Annotated in this window: 23 protein-coding genes; 12 read left to right on the plus strand and 11 right to left on the minus strand. The window is 44.4% G+C overall.

All coding sequences use genetic code 11. The annotated features are described in order from the left end of the window. Positions 1-4 precede the first annotated feature (4 nt). Positions 5-2,191 carry a hypothetical protein gene (locus tag N2317_04195; GenBank protein ID MCX7816698.1) on the plus strand — a complete coding sequence of 729 codons (2,187 nt, stop codon included), beginning with the start codon at positions 5-7 and terminating at the stop codon, positions 2,189-2,191. On the opposite strand, the gene N2317_04200 is transcribed toward N2317_04195, so the two are convergent. After that, complete coding sequence (locus tag N2317_04200; GenBank protein MCX7816699.1) at positions 2,107-3,468, minus strand: DNA polymerase IV; 1,362 nt, start codon at positions 3,466-3,468, stop codon at positions 2,107-2,109. The two genes, N2317_04195 and N2317_04200, sit on opposite strands and share 85 nt — an antisense overlap. A gap of 272 nt (positions 3,469-3,740) precedes the next feature. Between N2317_04200 and N2317_04205 the strand changes: the two genes are divergently transcribed. From N2317_04205 to N2317_04250, 10 genes are all read left to right on the plus strand, one after another. Next, the gene (locus N2317_04205; GenBank protein ID MCX7816700.1) at positions 3,741-4,016 is read left to right on the plus strand and encodes a hypothetical protein; all 276 of its coding nucleotides are present in this window, start codon (positions 3,741-3,743) and stop codon (positions 4,014-4,016) included. 22 nt (positions 4,017-4,038) lie between these two features. Continuing rightward, complete coding sequence (locus N2317_04210; protein MCX7816701.1) at positions 4,039-4,275, plus strand: AtpZ/AtpI family protein; 237 nt, start codon at positions 4,039-4,041, stop codon at positions 4,273-4,275. A 332-nt stretch (positions 4,276-4,607) separates the two neighbouring features. Then, positions 4,608-5,585, plus strand: coding sequence for a ketoacyl-ACP synthase III (locus tag N2317_04215; protein ID MCX7816702.1), 978 nt, complete (start codon positions 4,608-4,610; stop codon positions 5,583-5,585). Between the two features lie 15 nt (positions 5,586-5,600). Then, complete coding sequence (locus N2317_04220; protein MCX7816703.1) at positions 5,601-5,864, plus strand: acyl carrier protein; 264 nt, start codon at positions 5,601-5,603, stop codon at positions 5,862-5,864. A 4-nt stretch (positions 5,865-5,868) separates the two neighbouring features. Next, positions 5,869-7,515, plus strand: coding sequence for a hypothetical protein (locus N2317_04225; protein ID MCX7816704.1), 1,647 nt, complete (start codon positions 5,869-5,871; stop codon positions 7,513-7,515). Between the two features lie 3 nt (positions 7,516-7,518). Continuing rightward, positions 7,519-8,466: an ACP S-malonyltransferase gene (gene fabD, locus N2317_04230; protein MCX7816705.1), complete on the plus strand. Its 948-nt coding sequence runs from the start codon at positions 7,519-7,521 to the stop codon at positions 8,464-8,466. Between the two features lie 66 nt (positions 8,467-8,532). After that, positions 8,533-9,909: a S41 family peptidase gene (locus N2317_04235; GenBank protein ID MCX7816706.1), complete on the plus strand. Its 1,377-nt coding sequence runs from the start codon at positions 8,533-8,535 to the stop codon at positions 9,907-9,909. A gap of 9 nt (positions 9,910-9,918) precedes the next feature. Then, on the plus strand, positions 9,919-10,779 hold the full coding sequence (locus N2317_04240) for a divergent polysaccharide deacetylase family protein (GenBank protein ID MCX7816707.1): 861 nt from the start codon (positions 9,919-9,921) through the stop codon (positions 10,777-10,779). A 106-nt stretch (positions 10,780-10,885) separates the two neighbouring features. Then, on the plus strand, positions 10,886-12,454 hold the full coding sequence (locus tag N2317_04245; GenBank protein MCX7816708.1) for a tetratricopeptide repeat protein: 1,569 nt from the start codon (positions 10,886-10,888) through the stop codon (positions 12,452-12,454). Further along, complete coding sequence (locus N2317_04250; GenBank protein MCX7816709.1) at positions 12,451-13,278, plus strand: DUF4292 domain-containing protein; 828 nt, start codon at positions 12,451-12,453, stop codon at positions 13,276-13,278. The genes N2317_04245 and N2317_04250 overlap by 4 nt, the downstream gene beginning before the upstream one ends. Here N2317_04250 and ybgF read toward each other — a convergent pair. The 10 genes from ybgF to N2317_04300 all read right to left on the minus strand — a co-directional run bounded on the left by ybgF (position 13,261) and on the right by N2317_04300 (position 21,679). Beyond that, positions 13,261-14,082 (minus strand): tol-pal system protein YbgF, encoded by an 822-nt coding sequence (gene ybgF / locus N2317_04255; protein MCX7816710.1) that lies wholly within the window; start codon positions 14,080-14,082, stop codon positions 13,261-13,263. The genes N2317_04250 and ybgF overlap by 18 nt on opposite strands. A 17-nt stretch (positions 14,083-14,099) precedes the next feature. Next, a complete protein-coding gene (gene pal, locus N2317_04260) occupies positions 14,100-14,741 on the minus strand; it encodes a peptidoglycan-associated lipoprotein Pal (GenBank protein ID MCX7816711.1) in 642 nt (213 codons plus the stop codon). Between the two features lie 111 nt (positions 14,742-14,852). Then, entirely contained in the window at positions 14,853-16,136 is a 1,284-nt protein-coding gene (gene tolB / locus N2317_04265) for a Tol-Pal system beta propeller repeat protein TolB (protein ID MCX7816712.1), read from the minus strand. Then, the gene (locus tag N2317_04270; protein ID MCX7816713.1) at positions 16,133-16,834 is read right to left on the minus strand and encodes a TonB C-terminal domain-containing protein; all 702 of its coding nucleotides are present in this window, start codon (positions 16,832-16,834) and stop codon (positions 16,133-16,135) included. Before N2317_04270 ends, tolB begins: the two co-directional genes overlap by 4 nt. 4 nt (positions 16,835-16,838) lie before the next feature. Then, positions 16,839-17,261 (minus strand): protein TolR, encoded by a 423-nt coding sequence (gene tolR, locus N2317_04275; GenBank protein MCX7816714.1) that lies wholly within the window; start codon positions 17,259-17,261, stop codon positions 16,839-16,841. Further along, positions 17,258-18,010, minus strand: a complete 753-nt coding sequence (gene tolQ / locus N2317_04280; GenBank protein MCX7816715.1) for a protein TolQ — start codon at positions 18,008-18,010, stop codon at positions 17,258-17,260. Before tolQ ends, tolR begins: the two co-directional genes overlap by 4 nt. A 69-nt stretch (positions 18,011-18,079) precedes the next feature. After that, positions 18,080-19,003: an EF-P lysine aminoacylase EpmA gene (gene epmA, locus N2317_04285; protein MCX7816716.1), complete on the minus strand. Its 924-nt coding sequence runs from the start codon at positions 19,001-19,003 to the stop codon at positions 18,080-18,082. A gap of 35 nt (positions 19,004-19,038) precedes the next feature. Then, positions 19,039-19,614 (minus strand): elongation factor P, encoded by a 576-nt coding sequence (gene efp, locus N2317_04290; protein MCX7816717.1) that lies wholly within the window; start codon positions 19,612-19,614, stop codon positions 19,039-19,041. Between the two features lie 65 nt (positions 19,615-19,679). Next, complete coding sequence (locus tag N2317_04295; GenBank protein MCX7816718.1) at positions 19,680-20,714, minus strand: KamA family radical SAM protein; 1,035 nt, start codon at positions 20,712-20,714, stop codon at positions 19,680-19,682. A gap of 14 nt (positions 20,715-20,728) precedes the next feature. Beyond that, the gene (locus tag N2317_04300; protein ID MCX7816719.1) at positions 20,729-21,679 is read right to left on the minus strand and encodes an HD domain-containing protein; all 951 of its coding nucleotides are present in this window, start codon (positions 21,677-21,679) and stop codon (positions 20,729-20,731) included. A gap of 209 nt (positions 21,680-21,888) precedes the next feature. Here N2317_04300 and N2317_04305 point away from each other — a divergent pair, with 209 nt between their 5' ends. Beyond that, positions 21,889-22,467 (plus strand): rubrerythrin family protein, encoded by a 579-nt coding sequence (locus N2317_04305; GenBank protein ID MCX7816720.1) that lies wholly within the window; start codon positions 21,889-21,891, stop codon positions 22,465-22,467. Positions 22,468-22,469: the final 2 nt, after the last annotated feature.

Genomic DNA, 22,469 nt, shown 5'->3' on the forward strand with positions numbered 1-22,469 from the left:
TTAAATGATTCTCGTCCTCTATGTTACAGGATTAGTAACCTTACTTTCCCAGGTTGTACTACTCCGGGAGTTAACAGTTACATTCTACGGAGTGGAGTTTATATATCTTGTTTCCATTGCCTTTTGGCTTCTCTGGGGCGGTATAGGGGCAACCCTCTCACGTCGGGTGCTTCTCCCCACCCCTGGAACTCTCCCCGCACTCCTTCTGGCATTTACCATTGTTCTGCCTGTGGTAATAGTATTTATTAGGGGTACTAGACCACTTCTAGGTATCGTGCCAGGTTCCTATATGCAACTCCACACACAGGTCATCGTAGCTGCGCTTTCCCTCTTACCAGTAGCGATCATTTCAGGACCCCTCTTCACAATCGCCACTCGAAACTACCTTGATGCAAGGAAGGAAAAGGTATCCATCGCCCGAGCGTACGCCATAGAATGCGCAGGTGGACTCACTGCGGGAATCCTAGCCACCATAACACTCTCACTAGGAATCCAGAATCTGCAATTGGGCATTATTTGCACACTTACCACCGCAGTTACAGGCACTTACGTGTCCTCGAAATCCCCTTTGAACCAAAAGTACCTTCCTATTTTCGTTCTTTTAACTGCTTCTACTCTAGGTTTGGCAACTTACACAACATCACTGGATTTCAAAATGACAAAATGGAATCATCCCAGGTTGCTCACCTCTCAGGACACTCCTTACGGACGGATCTCTGTTACGCAATACTTCTCTCAGCTCACCATCTTCGAAAATGATGCCCTAACCACTGACACAGAAACACCAGAAGGAGAAATCCCCATACATCTCAGTGCCCTTCAGCATCCCAATCCTAAACATGTTCTCCTACTCGGAGGCGGAACAAAGGGGTACCTGAAAGAGATCCTGAAACACAAACCGATACGCATAGATTATGTGGAACTGGACAAAAAGATGATGGATATCCTCATCCCTCTGTTGCCCGAGGACATCGCAAAATCCTTCGTAGATCCACGGGTCAAAATAACCTTCACTGATCCCCGCCGTTTCCTTAAATCAGCACAGCAATACGATCTTATCATAATAGGAATGCCCGAACCATCCTCAGGAAGCACCAACAGGTTTTACACTGAGGAATTCTTTCGTCTTTGTGCAGCATCGTTAAAAGAAAATGGCGTTCTGTCGCTGAGCCTACGGGGAGGAGAAAACTTCTGGACACCTCTTATGATGATGAAAATGCAAAGCATCATCGGTGCGCTCAGGAGCGTCTTTTCAGAGGTAGAAATTCTCCCAGGAACGGTCAATGTAATATTGGCATCTCCAACTCGGTTTCCCGCCACGTACGAAACTTTAATAACAAGGCTGCACGAGAGAAACATTAGGGGAAAGTTCCTAAACCCAGATTACATTAGGTACATTTATACCAACGATCGTTATGAAGCGGCAAAAAACATGTCCTATAGTTCAGCGATACCCATAAACAGAGATATTCAGCCAATATGTTACCGTTTTGCCCTCCTCGTTTGGCTTTCCAAATTCCTGCCGGAATTGAACAAAGAGTCTTTCATACCAGCTCTGGAGAAACATATAATCCTCTGGTTCACGTTAATTCTTATCCTGACCTCTGTACTTCCTTTATTCCTCGCCTTGAGGAGACTAGGATCGGTTCCCCTACTTATAGCGTTCTATTCAGGAATGATGAGTATGGTGATGGAAACGATCCTTCTACTGTACTATCAGGTAAAGGCAGGCGTACTATTCCGAGATGTGGGATTGCTGCTCACTTCCTTCATGGGAGGACTAACTTTTGGTGCTTGGGCAGGAGAAAATTTAAGAGAAAAACACCACATTATAGTTCTCCTCCTCTTGAATCCCGTATTCTTAATCGGGACCCATATATTTATCTACACAGGAGTAGAACCTGAAATTATAACCACACTGGTTCTCCTGGGAACGGGAGGATTTTTCTCGGGTATACTCTTTGCTTTAGCAAGCACAATGACAAAAAAGAATGGAAGAGAAGCCGTATTTGGTCTGTACGGCACCGATCTCCTAGGTGGATGTGTGGGATCCATCCTGTGCTGCGCTTTTCTAATTCCCTTCCTTGGCCTGGACACAACCATGCTTTACCTGATACTACTCTCCCTCTTTCCCCTGACAGCAGTAACGCTGAGGAAAGAGGTTGAACGCAGTAGAGGTAGCCCTATGTGACGTCTTCTTGTTTCTCCCAGAAACCTTACAGCCTCCCTAATCGTTGGGGGTCCCCGACGACCATCACCTTGAACCTCGATGAGGTGAGAACCCCCAAGGTGAAGAGTATGTTTACCAAACCGATCATTCACACAATCCACAACCTCGTAAATTTTTCTGATCCGCTCTGCCCGCAGAGGATCCTCGAACAAATCGTACTGTATCGGCGTGTCCGGTAAAAGTTCCGAAAGGATAACACCCGTAGCCCTATAAAGGGTGTTTATCTGGTAAACTTCTTCAAAATTCTGACGTAGGAGATCCACGAGCTCTAGAGGTAAATTAGAGGGGCGAGGCAGACGGATCTCTCGGACAGAGTACGTAGTATCCTGTTTCTTCAGGTAAAAAACAAGCTTCCGGGGAACTAAATCAAAACGGCGGGCCTTCATACATGCCGACTCTAAATTACGGAGCAAATGAGCAAATATGTACTCCCGGTCTGTAGTAGGAGGGGCAAAGGTCTTCGTTTTGCTGATGGAAACACGAGTATCCCTCACCCCGTAAGAAACAGGATAGACAGACTCTCCTCGGATCTCCCTCCAAATTTCGACACCAGGTTTGGCAAGACACCTCTTTACTACCGCTTCTGGAAGTTGGGCAAAATCCAGAGCTGTAAGCACACCTATTTTGTTCAGATAATCCGCCGTTGCTGGACCTATACCCCAGAGATCCCCTACGGGGATGTCCTTCAAATAAAACGCTATTTCCCTTCCCTCTATTACCGTGAAACCATCGGGCTTATGATACCTGGAAGCCAACTTGGCTAGTACCTTAGTGATACTAAGTCCCACGGAAACAGTAATCCCCAGCTCCCGGAATATATCTTCCTTCATTTTCTTAGCAATCTCCTCATAAGAGGACCTGAAAAGACTTCTTAACCCGGTGATATCGGCAAAGGCCTCGTCGATGGAATACTCCTCAACCTGTGGTGTAAAACGCCTAAGTATAGCAAACATCCTCCGGGAAAAGAGACTGTAAGTCTCATAGTCAGAGGGGAGAACAACCAGTTGGGGACATATCCTTCTGGCATCCCTTAAGGACAACCCCCTTTTTATACCCATTCTCTTGGCCACATAATTCGCACAGGCTACAATGCCCCTCTCTCCTCCTGTTACCAGAGGTCTTCCCCTCAACATCGGATGAAGGGCCTCCTCACAAGAAGTGAAAAAGGCATCTCCATCTACGTGAACAATCGCCAGAGGCCAGGCACTAAGGGAAAATACCCTATCCACCCCATACATAACATCTCACCACCTTCCACCCATCCCATTTTAATAGAACGAAAGTTCTAATGTCAAGTAATAAAATTAATTAAAATTATTTTCAGCGGATTTAAACTTTCTTTTAAAAAATTTTTTTATTCCCTCCGGAATCCTCGGCCTTCTTCCATTTTTTTCTAGTGTTTTCAATTACTTACAAACTTTTCAAATCTTATGACGGGCTGGCACGTCTTTTTCATTGTAGTTAGGTCAAAGGCAGAAAAAAGAGAAAAAAATAAAGGAGGATAAAGATCATGAAAAAGGCGATAGGAACATTGGTTGTGGCAGTGGCGGTGGTTTTGATGACGGCCACTTTTGGGTTTGCGGAGTATATGGTGGCTGGTGTTGGTGATTTCCCCTATTTTCAACTTGGTTGTCTCATTGTGGGTGGTTTGATCATTACGTCACTCAAGCACAAGTATGAGAAGATGTACACCAGTGAGGCTGTTGGTGCTTTCGCCCTTTACACACTTCTCATCTCTCTATTCACCAACCCCGTCATCGAAGGTATCAAAAACCTAGTGGGTTGAGCATTTAGAAAGGAGCAGTGACATGACTGCCCAATATACTAAAGTACAGGATGTCCGAAGAAATTCGTCAGTGCTGATGCTGAGTGCGTGGGGTTTTGTGATTGTCCTCGCATCCCTCTCCTTCATGTACGTGGGTTATCTTATCGATGAATGGATGGGAACGGCACCTAATTTCATGTTTGGTTTATTCTTTCTGGCGGTTGTAACCTCAATAGGTCGTCTTTATCAGGAGGCGTGGAAAAAGAAAAATAACGTTTGATTTAAGGTGCCTGCTGAACGGTAGAACCCTGGATGTGCAGTATCCAGGGTTTTTTTACTTAATCATTCGTAATTTCCGTATTGACAGCTAATCATGATTTTTATTAATAATTTATACAATATGGTGAGCGTAATTTCAAAGGTGTATAAGTGTAAGTTGGTTTTTTTGTATTTTAGAGGAGTTGATACGTACCCATGAGCTTTCGTGGGACCTGAAGGTTGAAATGTGGGTTTGCTGGGCCGTGGGTAACAAGTTGGTGCTCACGGTTTTTTTATTCTGTGATTGACGGTCTGAGGGGGTGTTATTAAATTAACACTGAAAGGAGGGGGAACTTGATAAGTACTTTTCTTAGAGCCACAGGGAGTTACCTGCCAGAAAAGGTTGTGAGAAACGCAGATTTGGGTTCTCTGTCACTTGAAGCTCAGGAGTTGATTTACAAGAAAACTGGTATTGTTGAGCGTCGGCACGCGCATGACAACGAGTATACTTCTGACTTGGCTATTAAGGCGGCAAGCAGGTGTCTTGAAAGAGCAAGAATCGATCCCACCGATATAGATGGAATTGTTCTTGCGACATCATCTCCCGATCGCATGCAGCCCGCCACGGCAACGAGGGTTCAGGCTGAGCTCGGAGCTTGGAGGGCGTTTGCTTTTGATATAAATTCTGTCTGCTCCGGTAGTACGTATGGTATTGCTTTATGCGATGCGTTCATTCGTTCCGGTATGTATAGGAGGATTCTGTTAGTTGGTGCAGAGGTCTACTCTCGTATTTTAAACAAGCAGGATATGAGTACTTATCCCTTTTTCGGGGACGGTGCTGGAGCTCTTCTATTCGAGGCTGGGGATATGGGTGCAGGTGTTATCCATTCATGTCTAGCTACAGATGGTAAGGGGTCAGAGGTGATTACGGTTCCTAGTGGTGGTACGATGTTGCCCTATGATAAAATGACCTCCCCAAAACAAGCTTATTTCCGCATGCGGGGTGCAGAAGTGCTTACGTTTTCTCTTGATAAAGGACCTAAGATAATAAGGCGTCTTCTTGAAGAGACAGGAGTTAGTATGCGGCATGTACGGTGGTTTATCTGCCATCAGGCGAATATAAATATAATAAGAGGTATAGCTCGGGAGTTGTCGTTGCCGGAGGATCGTTTCTACGTGAATCTTGACCGTTATGGAAACACAGCAGGTGCTTCAGTGTTGATAGCTCTTGACGAAGTAGTAAGTAATGGTCTCGTTGAGAAGGGGGATCTTGTAGTAACCGTTGCATTTGGAGGAGGACTGTCATGGGGTGCTAATCTTATTCGCATCTAAAAAGGAGGTACAACCATGGATGCTGTTATAAAAAAAATTATAGAAGGTATTAGGGAGATATTCTTGGAGCTGGGGGACCAACCACTAACAGCGGAGACAAGATTGGGGGATATTCCTGGATTCGATTCCATGGCGGCGGTTAACCTACAGACCTTCCTTGAAGAGACTTTTAAAGTAAGTGTATTTCTCGAGATTCTAAATGAAGAGACAACAATTGAAGAAGTTGCCCTTTATATAACCGATCCTCAGAAAATGGTCCAAGCTGTAAGGAGAGGTTAAAAAAATGGATCCTTTGGGGGTAGTGTCAACCTTTCAGAAGGTACAAGAGTCCTGGGTTGAGCGTTCGGAAGAATTTCAGGAATTGTGGATTTCTTTGCTTGATGCTCTTCAGAGTGCCGTGCTCGAAGAGATGAATAGAATTTTACAGACAAAAGAAGGTGTTGAATCCATAGATACCCGAGATTCTGTGATAAATACGGTCAAGAATTATGCATCTTTTGCTAGGCGTTTGCATACGATTTTGGGGAACTGGCTGAGAGATCTCATAGAAAAGGCTAAAGATTTAAACGAGCATGATCGGATGCGGGCTTATTTCTGGGCCAGGCAGATAATGAGCGCCCTCAATCCATCCAACTATTTCTGGACAAATCCTTTTGCTGTACAGAAGTTTATTGACAGCGGTGGAAAGAGTTTCTTGATTGGTATGGGAAACTGGTTTGAAGACTTGTTCGAGGGAGAGTTTCTCAGCCGATTGGTGGATAATAAAGCTTTCGAGGTGGGGCGGAATATAGCTACTACGCCTGGAAAGGTTATATACAGGAACCGTCTTATGGAGCTAATTCAGTACGCATGCTCTACTGAAAAGGTTTATGAGTATCCCATAGTCTTTATTCCTCCTTGGATCAACAAGTATTACATATTGGACCTCACCCCGGAAACCAGCATGGTTCGGTACTTGCGTGATCAGGGATTCACAGTTTTCACCATCAGCTGGCGCAACCCCAATGAAACCATGAAGGATGTTACATTCGATGATTACATGATTGAAGGTGCTTTAAGGGCTATCCAGATCAGCCATGAGGTATGTAGAACGAAAAGAGTTCATGCTGTGGGATACTGCATTGGAGGCACCGCACTTGCTGCACTTATGGCTTGGTTGAACAGAGAGAGGCGAAAGTCTGGAACCGGTGCAGTGGCAACGTGGACCCTTTTCTCTACTTTGGTTGATTTTTCAGAGCCTGGTGAGATCGGGGTGTTTATCAATAAAAATTCTGTGGAATTTCTGGAGAGTATACTGAGGAGTACAGGATATCTGGACAAAAGATACATTGACCTTACATTTCGTCTTCTTGGAGCAGATAATCTTATATGGAGAAACGTTATTCACAACTATCTATACGGTGGCACACCGCCACGTTCGGAGATGCTATACTGGAACACAGATGGTACCAATCTTCCTGCAGCGATGTGTTCCTTTTACTTAAAGGAGTTTTACATGAACAATAGGTTGGTGGAAAAGAATGGTGTTACTTTAGCCGGTTATCCCATTGATCTTGGGCTTATATCCCAGCCCCTTTACTGTGTAGGTACCCACTTGGATCATATCTGTCCCTGGAAGGGGACGTTTAAGACGGTGAATCATGTTTCGTGCGATGTGCGATACGTCCTCTCCAGTGAAGGTCATATTTCAGGCATTATAAATCCGCCTTCGGCGTTTTCCCGGCGGAGATACTGGGCGGGGAAAGCCAGTCGAGGGGAAACACCTGATGAGTGGTTAGCTCGGCAAGAGGTTTGTCAGGGATCTTGGTGGCCCGATTGGGTTTCCTGGTTGACAAAGGGAGATCGAAGAAGTACGAAAGCGCGCCTGGTGGGGAACGAAAAATACCCCCCATTAGAAGAGGCACCGGGGCTTTACGTCCGGGAGAGGTAATTTATGGGAAAGGTTGCCTTCGTTTTTCCAGGGCAGGGCTCCCAGTTTGTGGGAATGGGGGCTGATATTTATCAAACTTACAGCGAAACCCGGGAAGTTTTCAAAAAGGCAAGTGAAGTACTCGGTTTTGATATGGAGTCTCTATGTTTTAAGGGGCCTGAGGATGTACTGGCGAGTACCTTTTACACCCAGGTGGCTGTTTTGACTTTAGAATTGGGAGCTTTGGAGGCTTTGAGATCAGAGACATCGTTTGTGCCTCATTACCTGGCGGGTCACAGTTTGGGGGAATACGCAGCTATTTATGCTTCGGGGGCTCTAAGTCTCCCGGATGTTCTATATATAGTTAAGCTGAGAGCACTCCGACACCAGGAGGCAGTTCCCGAGGGGGTCGGGGCTATGGCCGCGGTTATCGGCCTAGAGGAAAATGTGGTGAAGGAGGTTTGTGAAAGAGCGTGCGCTACTGGTTATGAGGTGGTGGACGTAGCCAACATAAATGCACCCAATCAGGTGGTGGTATCCGGACACAGAGGTTTAGTAGATCGGGTGGTAAATGAGTTAAGTGAAAGAGGGGCGAAAAAATGGGTGTTACTCCCCATAAGTGTCCCCTGTCATTCCCGTTTGCTGGTACGAGCTGCCTTAGATTTTTATAAAGATCTCTCCGGGATACAATTTGGCGAATTCAAGATACCCGTTCTTCCCAATTATGATCCTTGGAAGTTCCATACACGGGAAACTGCTGTAGAACTTCTTTGGCGTCAGATGGTTTCTCCTGTGAGGTGGAAAGAAACGGTTGAACGTTTAGTTGAGCTTGGAGTCGATACGGTGGTTGAAATTGGACCTAGGAGAGTCCTCGGTGGGTTGATAAAGGCCATCGATCGACGTGTAAATGTGCTCTTTGCAGGTGACGTTTCTTCCTTAAGGGGCACCGCCCGGTATTTGAATTCCCTTTGATAAAAAAAGTGGATATTTTTTTTGTCCCGGTGTTATCAATGGTCATAATTTTAGGAGGAAAAATGCATGAGGAGACGTAATTCTTTACTATTTCTGTTTATAATTCTTTGGGGCATTCTCATATTTATAGGACCATACAGTGATAGCGGTGTTTCTGCTGCTATCGAAAGGGGGATATATAAAGAACTGAAAACATTCACCGAGGTGCTCGATATTGTGCAGAAGAACTATATAGAACCTGTTAAGGTCCAGGATCTCATTCGCGGAGCCATAACTGGAATGATAAAGTCCTTGGATCCACACAGCAGTTATATGACGGCGGATATGTACAAGGAATTGAAATTGGAAACGGAAGGAACCTTTGGGGGTGTAGGTATCGAGATCACTATTCACAGGGGAGTTCTGACGGTAGTTTCTCCAATTGAGGACACACCGGCGTATATGGCGGGTATAAAGGCGGGTGATCAGATCATAATGATTAACGATGAACCCACAAAAGATATGAGCATAGTGGATGCTGTAAAGAGGATCCGTGGCCCGAAGGGGACAAAGGTTAAGCTCTCCATTCTGAGGGAAGGTGAAACGAGATTGAAAGAATTTGTCATAACGAGGGCAATAATAAAAGTTGCGAGTGTTAAGCATAAGCTTGTTGATGAAGGTATTGGTTATATTCGCGTTTCTTCTTTTCAGGAAAGGACTACAGAAGATCTTTTGAAAGCCCTTGGGGAATTAAATGGAAAGACTCATTTATTGAAAGGTATTGTTTTGGATCTTCGTAATAACCCGGGAGGGTTGTTCGAACAGGCAGTTTCTGTGTCTGATGCATTCCTTAAATCTGGAGTTATTGTTTATACACGGGGAAGGACAAAGGGTATGGAAAAGAGAGAGGTCGCGAGAGATGATGGTTCAGAGCCATCTTGTCCCATGGTGGTTCTCGTTAATGAAGGAACGGCAAGTGCAGCGGAGATAGTGGCTGGTGCCCTTCAGGATCATGGTAGGGCTCTGCTTCTTGGTACACAAACGTTCGGTAAAGGATCTGTCCAGACAGTGATACCTCTAGAAAACGGTGATGCTCTGAAACTCACCACCGCCCGGTATTTCACACCCAAGGGTCGCTCCATTCAGGCTGAGGGTATTACACCCGACATAATTGTGAAGTACCAACGCTCACCCGATGAAGAGGATGGGGATGAGTATATCGTTAGAGAAAAGGATCTCCGTGGTCACATTCCTTCCACACAAGAAAAAGAAAATGGGACTGTTGTTGATAAAGGTAAAGCTCCCAAGGTTCCCATCAGGATCCCTGGGGAGAACGACAAAAGAAAGGATGTGTTTAAGAAGAGGGAATTTGGTGATGTCAACAGAGATAACCAATTACGGGCTGCAGTGGACATATTGAAGAGTTGGGAGATATTTAAAAAACAGACGAAGCGTGAAGGTTAGACGTCTTAAGTGAGCAGCAGAAAGAGGCGGGAGAGGCGTTGGTGGTTCCTTTCCTTTCTGGTGTTTTTGGTATGTGTTTCACTTGTGGTAAAAAAGTGGTACGGATGGTACGAGAGATCCATATACCGTCGCGAGAGATCCCCTATTTCACCACAGTCTTCACAACCCAGTAAAAAGCATTTACTGGAAAGATCTTCACCAGAGAGAGAAGTGGCAATTGTAATTGATGATGTCGGTGGCGATTTGTTTATAGTCAAAGAGCTACTTGCCGTTGACGCACCACTTACGTTCGCTGTTCTTCCTGATTCTTCTCGCGCTAGAGAAGTTGCCTCAATCATCCATCAAGCAGGTCGTGAGGTTATACTCCATTTGCCCATGGAACCGGAGGACCCGGGGAAGCGATCAAAAGGAATGCTTTTGTCATCGATGGTCGAAGATGAGTTACGTCAGTTACTGGATGAGGCACTGAAGGCAGTTCCCTTTGTTTCTGGAGTAAATAACCATATGGGCTCTTCATTCATGCAGAATGAGGATAAAGTGGAGATTGTTCTCAAAGAGTTGAAAAAAAGGGGGCTTTTCTTTGTGGACAGTTTAACTACACCGAACAGTACAGGTATGACAGTTGCACGTGAGTTGGACTTGCCATTCGCATCCCGCACGATGTTTATTGATAATTTAATGGAAACACCGGAGCTTTTAGTTGACGGTCTATCACGGAAAAAGGGACCTCATATCCTGTTTGGTCATCCTTACAGATGTACTGTGGAGGGAATGGATAAACTAGTTGCTTTGCTAAGAGAGAGGGGTTTTGTTATAGTTTCTGTGTCAAATATTGTGAAATGGAGAAGCAATGAGCATCGGGAGAAGTAAGATAATAGTTGTTTCACTGGTTTGCTTTTTTATGGTGAGCGCTTGTCGATTTTTGGTATCAGAGGATTCTAAGAGAAGTGAACTTTATTTGCCGTCTGCTGAGGCGATGTATCATTATTCCCTGGGAATTCTCCATGGGCTTAATGGTGAGCATGAAGAAGCTATAAGGGAACTAGAAGAAGCTTTGAAACTTGATCCTGAATCGTCGCAGATTGTTGTGGATATGGCTATGGCGTATGTGGAGAAAGGTAAGGTGGATAAAGCGAAGGAGATATGTGAGCAATTTATTCAGAAAAACGATGGCTCTTCTGATCTGCATATGATGCTTGGGGGGATTTACCTGAACTCCCGGGAGTTTACGAAAGCTGAAGGTCATTATAAAAGAGTAGTTGACCTCGATCCACAAAACAGAAATGCCTTCTTTTACCTCGGTTTAGTCTATATGGAATTACAGAAAAATGAGGATGCCCTTGGTGCATTTGATAGACTTCTCGCGTTTGATGCGGAAGATCTCATGGGTAACTATTATAAAGCGCGGGTTCTCATGAATGCAAAAAGATGGAAAGAAGCCGAGGATGGTTTCAAAAAAGTCCTTTCCATAAAACCCGATTTTGATGCTGCACTTATCGATCTTGCCCTGCTTTACGAAAAGTTGGGAAGACTTGATGAAGCTGTAGGTGTGTTAAAAGAATTTCTACGATTGCATCCTTTGAATGTCCAGGCACGATTGAAACTGTCTGAATTTTACATGAAAGCTAAAAAATACGATGAGGCTGAGAAGGAGCTCCAGAGGATAACAAAGTTAAGGGGGTTCAATCGGGAAGCTATGTTGAACCTTGGGTTTTTATATTTGGAGACAAAGCGCTATGAGAAAGCAGAGGAAATAATTTCTGAACTTGCCCGTCTGTATTCTGGGGATCATCGGATAACATATTTTCTAGCTCTTATCTACGAAGAGCGAGGGAATTTCAAAGCTGCCAAAGAACAGTTGAAGAAGATTCCATCTGATTCCGAAGTCTACATAAGTGCACTTATCAGGATGGCTGTTGTACTGAAGAAGGAAGGGGTTATGGATGAGGCTATTTCATTGATAGAGAGGAGTCTTGGCGAAAGGAAAGATGAGAATCTCTATCTTTTTCTCTCTTCTCTATATGAGGAGAAGAATGATTACTCAGGGGCCTGTAGAGTGCTTGCAGAAGGGATAAAGCTTTTTCCAAGAAGTGTGGATCTTTACTATGCTTTGGGATCTCTTTATGAGAAGGTGGGTCGGTGGGAAGACGGGGTAGCGCAGATGAAGAAAATTCTGGAAATCGATCCGGATCACGCCGATGCATTGAATTTCATAGGTTACAGCTACGCCGACCGCGGTCTACATCTTGAGGAGGCGGAAAAGCTGATTTCCCGTGCCCTTAAACTTAAACCTGGCAACGGTTACATCATGGATAGTATGGGCTGGGTGTACTTTCGTCAGAACCGTCTTGAGGAGGCCCTTGTTTACCTTAAACAAGCTGCGTCTCTGCTGCCTGAGGATGGAACAATAGCTGAACATCTTGGAGACGTGTTGGTACGGATGGGTCGTTTTAAGGAGGCAGAGGAAGTATATCGACGAGCCCTTATGCTAAACCCCCATAATGAGGGTTTAAAGAAGAAAATTGATGCGCTTAAAGAAAAATGAGTTTTATCACAAGGGCTTTGCACTTTTCGTTATTATTGGTAATCTTCTGTTTAGTTTCGATGGGTTGTGTTCATCGTGAGGCTTATCCGATTAAACCTCAGTGTTCACCTGTTCCTGCGGAATTAACTACTCCCATTCCAAGTCCACTGAAGGGTATTGCTATTTGTGAGGTCTCTCTGAAGGGCATAAGGATTCCCTTTCATTTGGCTGTCCTTTTGAAACAGCCGGCTAGTATGCGGATAGAGATGTTACCCTTGATTGGTCCTCCTGATCTCATTCTTGCTGTGAAGGACGAGGAAGAACAGCTATACCTACCCCTAAAGGGGGTGTTTTATGTGTCAAAGGGAACGATCGTGTCGCGACTCATTGGTTTTCCCATTTCAAAGGATGAGCTTGTGGCGTATCTCACTGGTAGGGTGCCTGGTTACCTTAGCAGTTACTGTGTCAAAGAAGAAATCTCTGATGAGGGCATACTTTACGATGTTCTAACTGAGAGGGACGATCTTCATTTCTCTTTCTGGAGAGATAAGAAAAGCAAATTTCTTACAGGGTTGGTGCGGTACGACGGAGAAAAACGTCCTCTTTATGTTGTGACCTTCTCTGATTTTAGATCTCTTGGGTCTTATGTAATACCTTTTACTGTTTCTGTGAGCGACCGAAGGGGTCGACTGTTTAAACTAAGCTACGAGGAGTTAGAATGGGTGCACAATGACGTCGATGATGCCTTTATCATGAAGATACCTTCGGGAGTAAATCCGATTGAAGTTGAAGATGGGAACTTGCCTATACCCACTGATTTTGGAGAGCTAATGCATCTCGAGTAATTTACTCCGGGCTATCTTTGCTGGGTTGGTGTTGGGGAAATCCTTTATGATTGTTTGTAGAACTGCTCTTGCGCTTGTGTTGTCTCCAAGACGTATAAAGCATAGGCCCTGTTTCAAAAGGGCATGTGGAACTTTATTGCTTTTTGGAAAATCCCTGACGACCTTGTCGTACTCCAAAATGGCCTTTTCGAACTGCTGAGTGTAGTAGTAACACTCACCGAGCCAGAACTGGGCATTCGCGGAGTAATCAGATTTTGGGTATTTTTCCAGAAAGCGTTGAAACTCCGAAAGGGCCTCTTCATAACGGCCGGCCTTGAATTTTTCGAGAGCAGCTAAATATAGCGATTCTTTGGTTGTGGAGACTGTTCCGTTTTGTTTGCTTTTGTTCTCTAAGTGAGCTGTTTCTTTTTTTCCAATGTCTAGGTATTTTTCTATGAAGTTGATTTTAAAGTTGATATTCTCAATTCGTTCCCGCAATTCTTTAAGTTCACCTGTTTTTCCCTGAATGTTCGCCACGTTTTTCTGTAAAGACTCTATTTGGCCTCTTATCTGTTGTATCTGTTCCCGTATCTCGGTAAGATCGGCCCGGAGGTCAGCGGAACTCTTTCTTAACCCTGCCATTGTTTCATTTAGTTTTCCCGTTTCACTTTGAAGTTTTGCCATTTCTGACCCCATAGAGTGCAGCTTTCCTTCCAGGCCGTCTATCCGTACATTTGCCTCGGTCTTCAGTCTGTCTATATCCCCAGAAGTAGCACAGCCTGAAATGAACAAGAGAATAACACCCCAAAGAGCCGCCTTTTTCATTTTCTTCTCAACTATCGTTATTTGATTACGAAGTGTGCACGGCGATTTTTGGCCCATGCTTCTTCACAATGGCGAGGGTCAAGAGGTCTTTCCTCTCCATAGCTTATTGTCTCGATGCGGTCAGCGCTAATTCCAAGCTCAATTAAGTATTTTTTAGTTTCGTTTGCTCTCTTCTCACCCAGTGCAAGGTTGTACTCGTTAGTTCCCCTCTCGTCGCAGTGACCTTCGATGAGGATACGAACCTCGGGGTTTTTCATTAGCCATTCAGCATGTTCCTTGAGGATCTCCCTTGCATCGGGGCGGATGTTGTACTTGTCGAAGTCAAAATTGATATCCCTGAGTTCCACCTTTGCCACAGGTTTGGCCTCAGTAGAAACGGCTTTTTTCTCCTCTGTGATGGGGGACTCTTTGACTGCGGGAGCTTCTTTTGCCACTTCTTTCTTCTCCATTAGGGGTTCTAAAGCAGGCGTTTTTGCTTTTTCCTCAACCACAGCTTTTGGCTTTGGTGTCTCAGATACGGATTCTTTTTTGGGTTCAACTGCTTTTTGTTCCGGCACCTCTGTAACAGCGCTTTTCTTTGCGCAACTGGACAACATCAGAAAGAGAACCATAATGAAAACCATACCTAGGTTCCATCTGCCCTTTTTTCTGTTCAACATGCTGATTTCCTCCTTTTATTTGGTTTTTTATAAACCGATTCAATCAACGTTTATATGATTAAACACACAATTATCTTTTACGTCAACCACAAATAGAAGACATCCCTGCTGTTAATGAGTAATGAACGGTGACCATGACGGACTTTCACCTGCTGTAATCCGACGGTAGAAGCTACCATTTCTGCTTATGATGGCAATGACGGGACCATTGGGTGTTTTTTCCACGCAAACCAGGTATCGACCGTCGGGAGACCAGGACGGATGTTCATGGGGGTTTCCATCTGTCAACTGGACGTTGGTTTCACCATCAGTACTGATTAGGAAGATTTGAAAGTTACCTCCACTCCTCCCCACATAAGCGATCGTGTTTCCACTGGGAGACCATGCAGGTGACGTATTGTAGTCCCCTTCGTATGTGAGACGGCGGACATTTTGGCCATGGTGGTCCATGGTGTATATCTGAGGCGATCCGGATCTGTTTGAAACGAATGCTATCCATTTCCCATCGGGCGACCAAACAGGAGATACATCTATAGCTGGATCATATGTAAGGCGGGTTAGTGTCCCTGAGGTTAAGTCGAAATTACAGATTTCTTGGTTGCCTTCGAAACTCACAGATAGAAGGAGACTTTTTCCGTTGGGGGCCCAGGAACCGGGTAGCTTAAGTCCAGGAGGAAGCGGAATTTTGCGCAGAGAATTGTTTTTCAATTCCTTAACGTACACTTCGGGGTTTCCACCATGATAGGACGTAAAGGCAAGATAACGACCGTCTGTGGACCAGCGAGGGGAAAGGGTCAGAGATTTGAGGTCTGTAATCCTCTTAATACCCTGACCGTGGAAAGGTATGGTGTAAATCTCCGTTTCTCCATCTCTTCTGAGGATAAATGCGATTGTAGTGAAAAATATCCTGCCGTCTCCTGTGAGTGTCTGTAGGATTTCGGAGGCTAAATTCTGAGCTATTGGTACCGCATCCATCGTACCAATTGTTATCGTCTTTTGTAGAATTTTTTCTCCTTTCACCACATCGTGAAGCTCCATCTCCACTTTAAACACTTTTCCATGGATGTCCAGACGACCAGCGGTGATGTAATCGGCACCAATGGTTCTCCAGTCTTCATAAATTATTCCTGCGTTTTTTGTGGGGTCACTTAGAAAGGCTTTACGGGGTATAATGTGAAAGTATCCTGTGAGTTCGAGGAAAGAAGACAGGGTTTCTGAAAGCGAGCGTGAGAAACTTTCCGAGTCTGGTGTTTTAGTGTTACTTGAAAAAGATGTTATGGCTATGGGGATCTTTGAGAATTCCGGGGAATCAATGTCGATCATAACCCTGGCGAGAGTAATTTTGAAGCATAGAAGTACGAGCACGATAGCAGTAATGATTCTTTTAAGCATCATTTGTAGTTCCTTGCCATGCTGTCGTGGAAACGTATACCCACATCAAGGTAGTCTCCTTCGTACCACTCAGGAAGTGGAGGGAAAGGACTAGCCTTGTGTACAGCTCTAATTGTGGTTCTGTCATAAACCTCGTCACCGGAACTTTTTTCTATTTTTACCTGTGTTACGGTGCCATCTTTTAGGATTCTCGCATGAACAATGGTTTCCCTTGGAATTGTCCTTGTGCTGAGTTCAGGTAGTGTCCAAGCATTTTTTATACGTTTCCATATGATTTCAAGGTATGGGTTGAAACGCTCATCTGCCCATTCTTTTCCCGTTATTGCTGGGGTCACACTTTGGGGTGGTGTCAGGTATGTCCTCCGGCGAAGGTCTTCTAAGGTTTTTTTAAGAACATTTTCATGTTCTCTTGAGTCAAATTTGAAATTTTTTGTCAACTTTTCTTCTTTTCGTAAAACGAGTTCTCTTCCCGTTCGGGAAGAAAGTGATCCATGTGACAAAAAGGATGCCTGTTCGTCTCTTATAGAGGCAGGTTCACTTACGAGATCGACGGTGTATATGGGACCAAAGGTCATGCGGGGCTTCGCTGTTAAGGGGACTAAACTGAGAAAAACAAAGCATAGCACATGGATGCACAGTGATACAATGAGAGTTCCAAAGAATCCCTTCTGGCCTTCGCCTCTGTCTGGAATGAACGTCATTACCTTAGGGTCTCGTTTCCGGTGGTTCGGTGATCATACCTAGCCGGTCCACCCCTGCTTTCTTCAGTTCCCCCATGACCTCTACTACATAACCATAAGGGACCGTTTTATCCGCCCTTAGATATACTTCTCTGTCCAATCTGTGGCTTAGTATGGTTTCCATTTTTGCTCGGAGCTCGTTATACGGGATGTAGTTTTTGTTGATGAAAATCTCGCGGTTGCTGTTTATAGTGAGGACAAGTTTTTCCTCTGTAACGTCTATACTTCTGGATTGCACGCGTGGGAGGTTGACGTCTATTCCCATCTGTAACATTGGCGCCGTAACCATGAAAATTATAAGCAGAACGAGGACAACGTCCACAAGGGGTGTAACGTTAATCTCCGACATTAGTCTATGAGATGTGGAGTTATTTCTGAGTCTCTTCATATTTTCAGGAGATTACGCTGGATAACGTTTACTAGTTCCGCTCCAAAAGATTCCATTTCCTGGTTGAACACCCTTATTTTACTGAGGTAGTAGTTATAGAATATAACCGCCGGTATTGCCGCTGCCAGTCCTGCTGCTGTGGCTATTAAAGCTTCAGAAATACCAGGTGCCACTACTGCAAGGGTAGCGGATCCACGGATGCCAATGCCCTTGAAAGTGTCCATTATCCCCCAAACAGTTCCGAAGAGCCCGATGAAAGGACAGGCGTTTCCCGTTGTCGCCAGGAATCCGAGGAGACTTTCCAGTTTTGATGTTTCCATTCCTATGGCCTGACTTATTGCTCTTTCCACATTATCTATCCCTTTAAAAACCGGTATTGCGTCAATGTTTTGGGGGTTTCCTTTTACACTTTGTGGATCCCTTGGTTGTTGGCTAATCTTTACAAGTTCCGAGTAACCTGACCTGAAAACTCCAGCCAAAGTGGAATTTTTCAGATTTTTTGTGTTTGAGAAGATCTCTGCGAGCCTTTGACCTTTGAGATATACATCTGAAAAAGCGTTATTCTCCGCTTTGATACGTCGGAAAGTAACGAATTTCATCATTATTATAGCCCAGGAAACCACGGAAAAACCTAGTAGTATTATGAGGACAAGTTGCACTACTATCCCCGCCTCGAGGATCATGTTCAGCAATGTGCCTTGGAAATGTCCACCGAATCCAGCAAGAGAAATTTCTGTCCACTCAGTCACTGTTAAACTCCTTTTTAAAAGTAGTTTTCTAAATTAAAAAGAGGAAGCTGTCAACGCCTCCATATCTCTCTATAGCAATTCTGGAGGAAAGGCTACAACTTCCTCTATTGTTCTTGCCCCTGTAAACAGCATGACCAAACGATCCACCCCGAGAGCAGCACCTGCTGATGCTGGCATGGCTGACAAATCCCGTAAGAAGGTTTCAGGCATAGGTAGAGGATGTTTCCCTAAGTGGCGACGTTTGTTTTCACAGATAATAAAACGTTTTTTTTGTTCTAAAGGATCGGTAAGTTCTGTCATTCCGTTCACAAGTTCTAAACCGGCGATGTACAGTTCGAATCGTTCACAGCAGAGGGGATCGTTTTCTTTTGCTTTGGCGAGTGGTGCGGTAAAGAGGGGATAGTCATAGAGAAAGACCGGTTTACTTTTCGTGATGTTTGGTTCTATAAATTCCAGCAGAACTTCATCAAATGTTTCAGAATTTATGGCCTCCTCAAGTGTTAAAGGAGCAAACATCTGGAAGGCTTCTCTTAAAGATAAGCGGTCCCAGGGTGGTATGAGGTTTATTCTTTCCCCTCCAAAAGAGAGTTCCTCGCCAAGACACAGGCGATCTGCTATATGAATGATCAATCTCTCACATTCTTCCATGAGGTGTTTGTAGTTACCTTGTTCCTGGTACCACTCGAGCATTGTGAATTCTGGAAGATGAAATTGCCCCCTTTCTCCGTCCCGAAAGCAGTGACAGATTTGGTATATGCGATGTAATCCACCGGCGAGAAGGCGTTTCATGTTTAGCTCAGGTGATGTCTGGAGGTACCACGAACGGGAAGGCACAGGATCGATGTGAATTTCGGGTGCTGGCGCTGGTATGAGAATGGGGGTTTCCACCTCCAGGTAGCCAGCTTGATCGAAAAAATCCCTTATGGCCCGCAGAATCTTTGCCCTTATCAGGAGGAAATCAACCTTTCGGTTCAGGTGCCACAATACATCCACATTTGATTTATAGTTCCTGCGAAAATAAGGATGCTTCAGTCTTTAACTCTGGTTATGTACTCACCGGTTCTAGTGTCCACCCGGATTTTGTCGCCCGCTTCTACGAATGGAGGAACCTGAATAACGTAGCCCGTCTGAAGAGTTACAGGCTTTGTTTTTCCAGCAACAGTGTCACCTTTTACCCAGGGTTCGGCAACGGTTACTGTGAGATCCACAAAGTTGGGTAAATTGATTCCAAGGGGTCTGTTTTCAAACAGTAGCACCTCAACTTCGAGATTTTCCACAAGGAAATTCTTAGCGTCACCTATCTGATCTTCTGTTAAACAGATCTGTTCAAAAGTTTCCGTATCCATGAACCAATAGTTTCCCTCTTCCTCATATAGGTACTGCATTTTCTTTTCCTGAAGATCCGCTGGTTCGAAAACGTCTATGGAACGGAAGTTTCGTTCATATTGGGCTCCTGTAATCAAATTTTTAAGTTTGCATCTGTAGAGGGCTTGACCTTTCCCCGGTTTTACAAAATTAAAATCTACGATCACATGAGGATCACCATCAATTTTGATTCTCAATCCTTTGCGGAGATCGCTTGCTGTGTACATAGTTGTTACCATCCGTGAAGAACTTCTCTTCTCTTATTTTATTTTGTCAGTCGTTGTCAATTAGGATTTACCTCTTCTTAGGGATACAGACCTCTCAGTAGATGGGGACTGAGTGGTATTTTCCCTTTGTATGTGTCCAGGACATAAAGTGGCAAAGAGAGCCCGGAGATTTCGCGCCGAAGTTTGTCCATTATTTCTATTCCTTTCCTTAAAGGTACTTGGAAATGTCTCGTCCCCTTCACTGGCTCTGGATGGAAAAGGTAATAGGGTCTCACAGATAAGCGTTGGAGATTGTAGAAAAGCTCTTTCAAGGTGTCTGGGTTGTCATTGATGCCTCTGAGGAGAACCGTTTGACAGGATAGGGGTATGCCTGCCATTACTAAGCGTTCACACGCTTCTGCTGCCTCGGGTGTAATTTCCCGGGGGTTGTTGAATTGAGTGTTGAACCATAGTGGTCGGTATTTTTTGAGTAACGATGTAAGTTCCTCGGTAATCCTCATGGGTAATGTTACGGGGATCCTAGATCCAATTCTTATGACTTCTACAGTGGAGATTTTTTTAATGGAGAAAAGTACCCTGTCCAGTTTTTCATCATTCATTATTAGTGGATCACCCCCTGAGAGGATTACCTCTCTTATACCTGGTTTTTCTCTTATATATTGCACTATTTCTTTCAGTTGCGCTGCTGTGATCGTTTTTTTTTCGTTTTTCCATAGACGTTTGCGATTACAGTAGCGGCAGTACACTGCACAGATATTTGTAGTTATGATTAAACAACGATCGGGATATCTGTGGAGAAGTCCTGGTACGGGCATATGGTACCTTTCTTCCAGAGGATCATCCGTGAATCGATCTTCTTGGTCCAGTTCTTCCTTCTGGGGTACACACTGGAGAAAAATGGGATCTCTGTGTATGGGTTCCCGGATCAGGGAAAAGTAGTGGGGTGTAATTGAAATGGGGTAGTGTTTGATCACATTTTCGATTTCTAAAAGATCTTTACCATTTATTGGGAGAAGTTTGCAAAGATGATCAAAGGAAGATACCCTGTTCTTGAACTGCCACTTCCAGTTGGACCATCTTTCGGGAGGGATGTCATCTTTTGAAATCGTCATCGCCCTCTGAAGACTCACTTTCTGTATATGTACCTCTCCAGAAGGCGGTGATAGGGGGTCCAATCAGAATCCTCATCTTTAACGTCGTTGATCGATTCCTGAAATGCTTTGACTTTGGAGTCCATATCGTCCATATAGTGGACAATGAGGGCTTCTACAGTTTTGGGTCTCTTGGGGGAACCGAATTCGAGAAGTCCGTGGTGACTTATTATGATGTGTTTTAGTTCAAGGGCGAGGTCTTCAGGAAAATCTTCAATTTCCTTTATTTTACCCTCAATGATCTCCAATCCCATAATTATATGTCCTATCAGCCGTCCTTCGCTCGAGTAGTCTATTATTCTTTCGTAGGTAAACTCCTGTATTTTCCCGATGTCATGGAAAAGGGCACCTGCTATAAGGAGATCTCTGCTGATATTTTTGTAGTGACGAGATACTATATCCACGAGGCGAACAACTGACAAAGTGTGTTCGAGCAAACCCCCGATGTAGCTGTGGTGAAAACTTTTCGCAGCGGGAGCGTTCATAAATTTGTTTCTCGTTTGTTCATCCGTAAAGATGAGTTCCGCTAAACGACGGAGGTGTGGTGAGGAGATCTGGGCGACGTAATTCATGATTTCGTTCATCATAATGTTTCTATCATCCTGAACAGTTTTTAGATAATCGGCGGGATCAACCTCTTCGGATTCTGCTCGGCGGACGTGTGTTACGTTTATCTGGATTGAATCACGGTATCTGACCGCACGTCCTTGGACAAAAACAACGTCCCCTTTTCGGAAAAGTTTCTCCAGCTGCTCCGCGTCATTCCAGACCTTTCCCTCTAATTCTCCTGTTTTATCTCTAAGGCGGAGGCTCAGATAGAGATTTCCTTTCTGATTATAACTTGTATTCTTCTCAGTGCAGATGAAAAAGTCGGCGATCCGATCATCCGCCTTAATGTCCTTTATGAAGGTGTTTTTCTTTACCAATTTATACTCTCCTATAAATTAAGAGGTTCGGAGGGAATGTTTGCAGATCAAATAAGATCGTTACAAAGTATATGTGCAAGATTCACCTCTGTCAAGAAAATACCGTGTTTCCTGGATTTTTAACTTTGTTTTGGTTTGGTTTCTTGACATACCTATTTGTGTTTTTGTATATTCGGCCAAACTAATCTAAATTGGGAGGCAAGAGGATTATGGGTCGGTCTATAAAGGGGACGGAGACGGAACGGAATCTTCTCAAGGCTTTTGCAGGGGAATCACAGGCCCGAAACAGGTATACCTATTTTGCCAGTGAGGCGAGGAAAGCAGGTTATGAGCAGATAGCAGCCATATTTTTGGAGACGGCAGATAACGAAAAAGAGCATGCAAAAGTTTTTTTCAAATATCTCGAAGGGGGAGAGGTAAACATTGAAGCTTCTTTCCCAGCGGGAGTGATCGCTGATACAAAGGCAAATCTTCTTGCTGCTGCAGAGGGTGAGCGTTTAGAATGGTCCATTTTGTATAAAGGGTTCGCTGAGGTGGCGAGGAAAGAAGGTTTTGATGAAATTGCCCGCTCGTTTGAAGAGATCGCCAAAGTGGAGATGTTCCACGAGGAAAGATATCGAAAGCTAATAGAGAATATGGAAAAAAATCGGGTTTTTTCTCGTTCGGAGGAGGTCAAATGGCATTGCCGCAATTGCGGATACATCTTTGTTGGTAAAGAGGCTCCTGTTCAATGTCCGTCATGTTTCCATCCACAGGCTTTTTTTGAGATTCTTGCGGAGAACTACTGAGC

This window comes from Syntrophales bacterium (assembly GCA_026417625.1).
Lineage (GTDB): Bacteria > Desulfobacterota > Syntrophia > Syntrophales > UBA8958 > JAOACW01.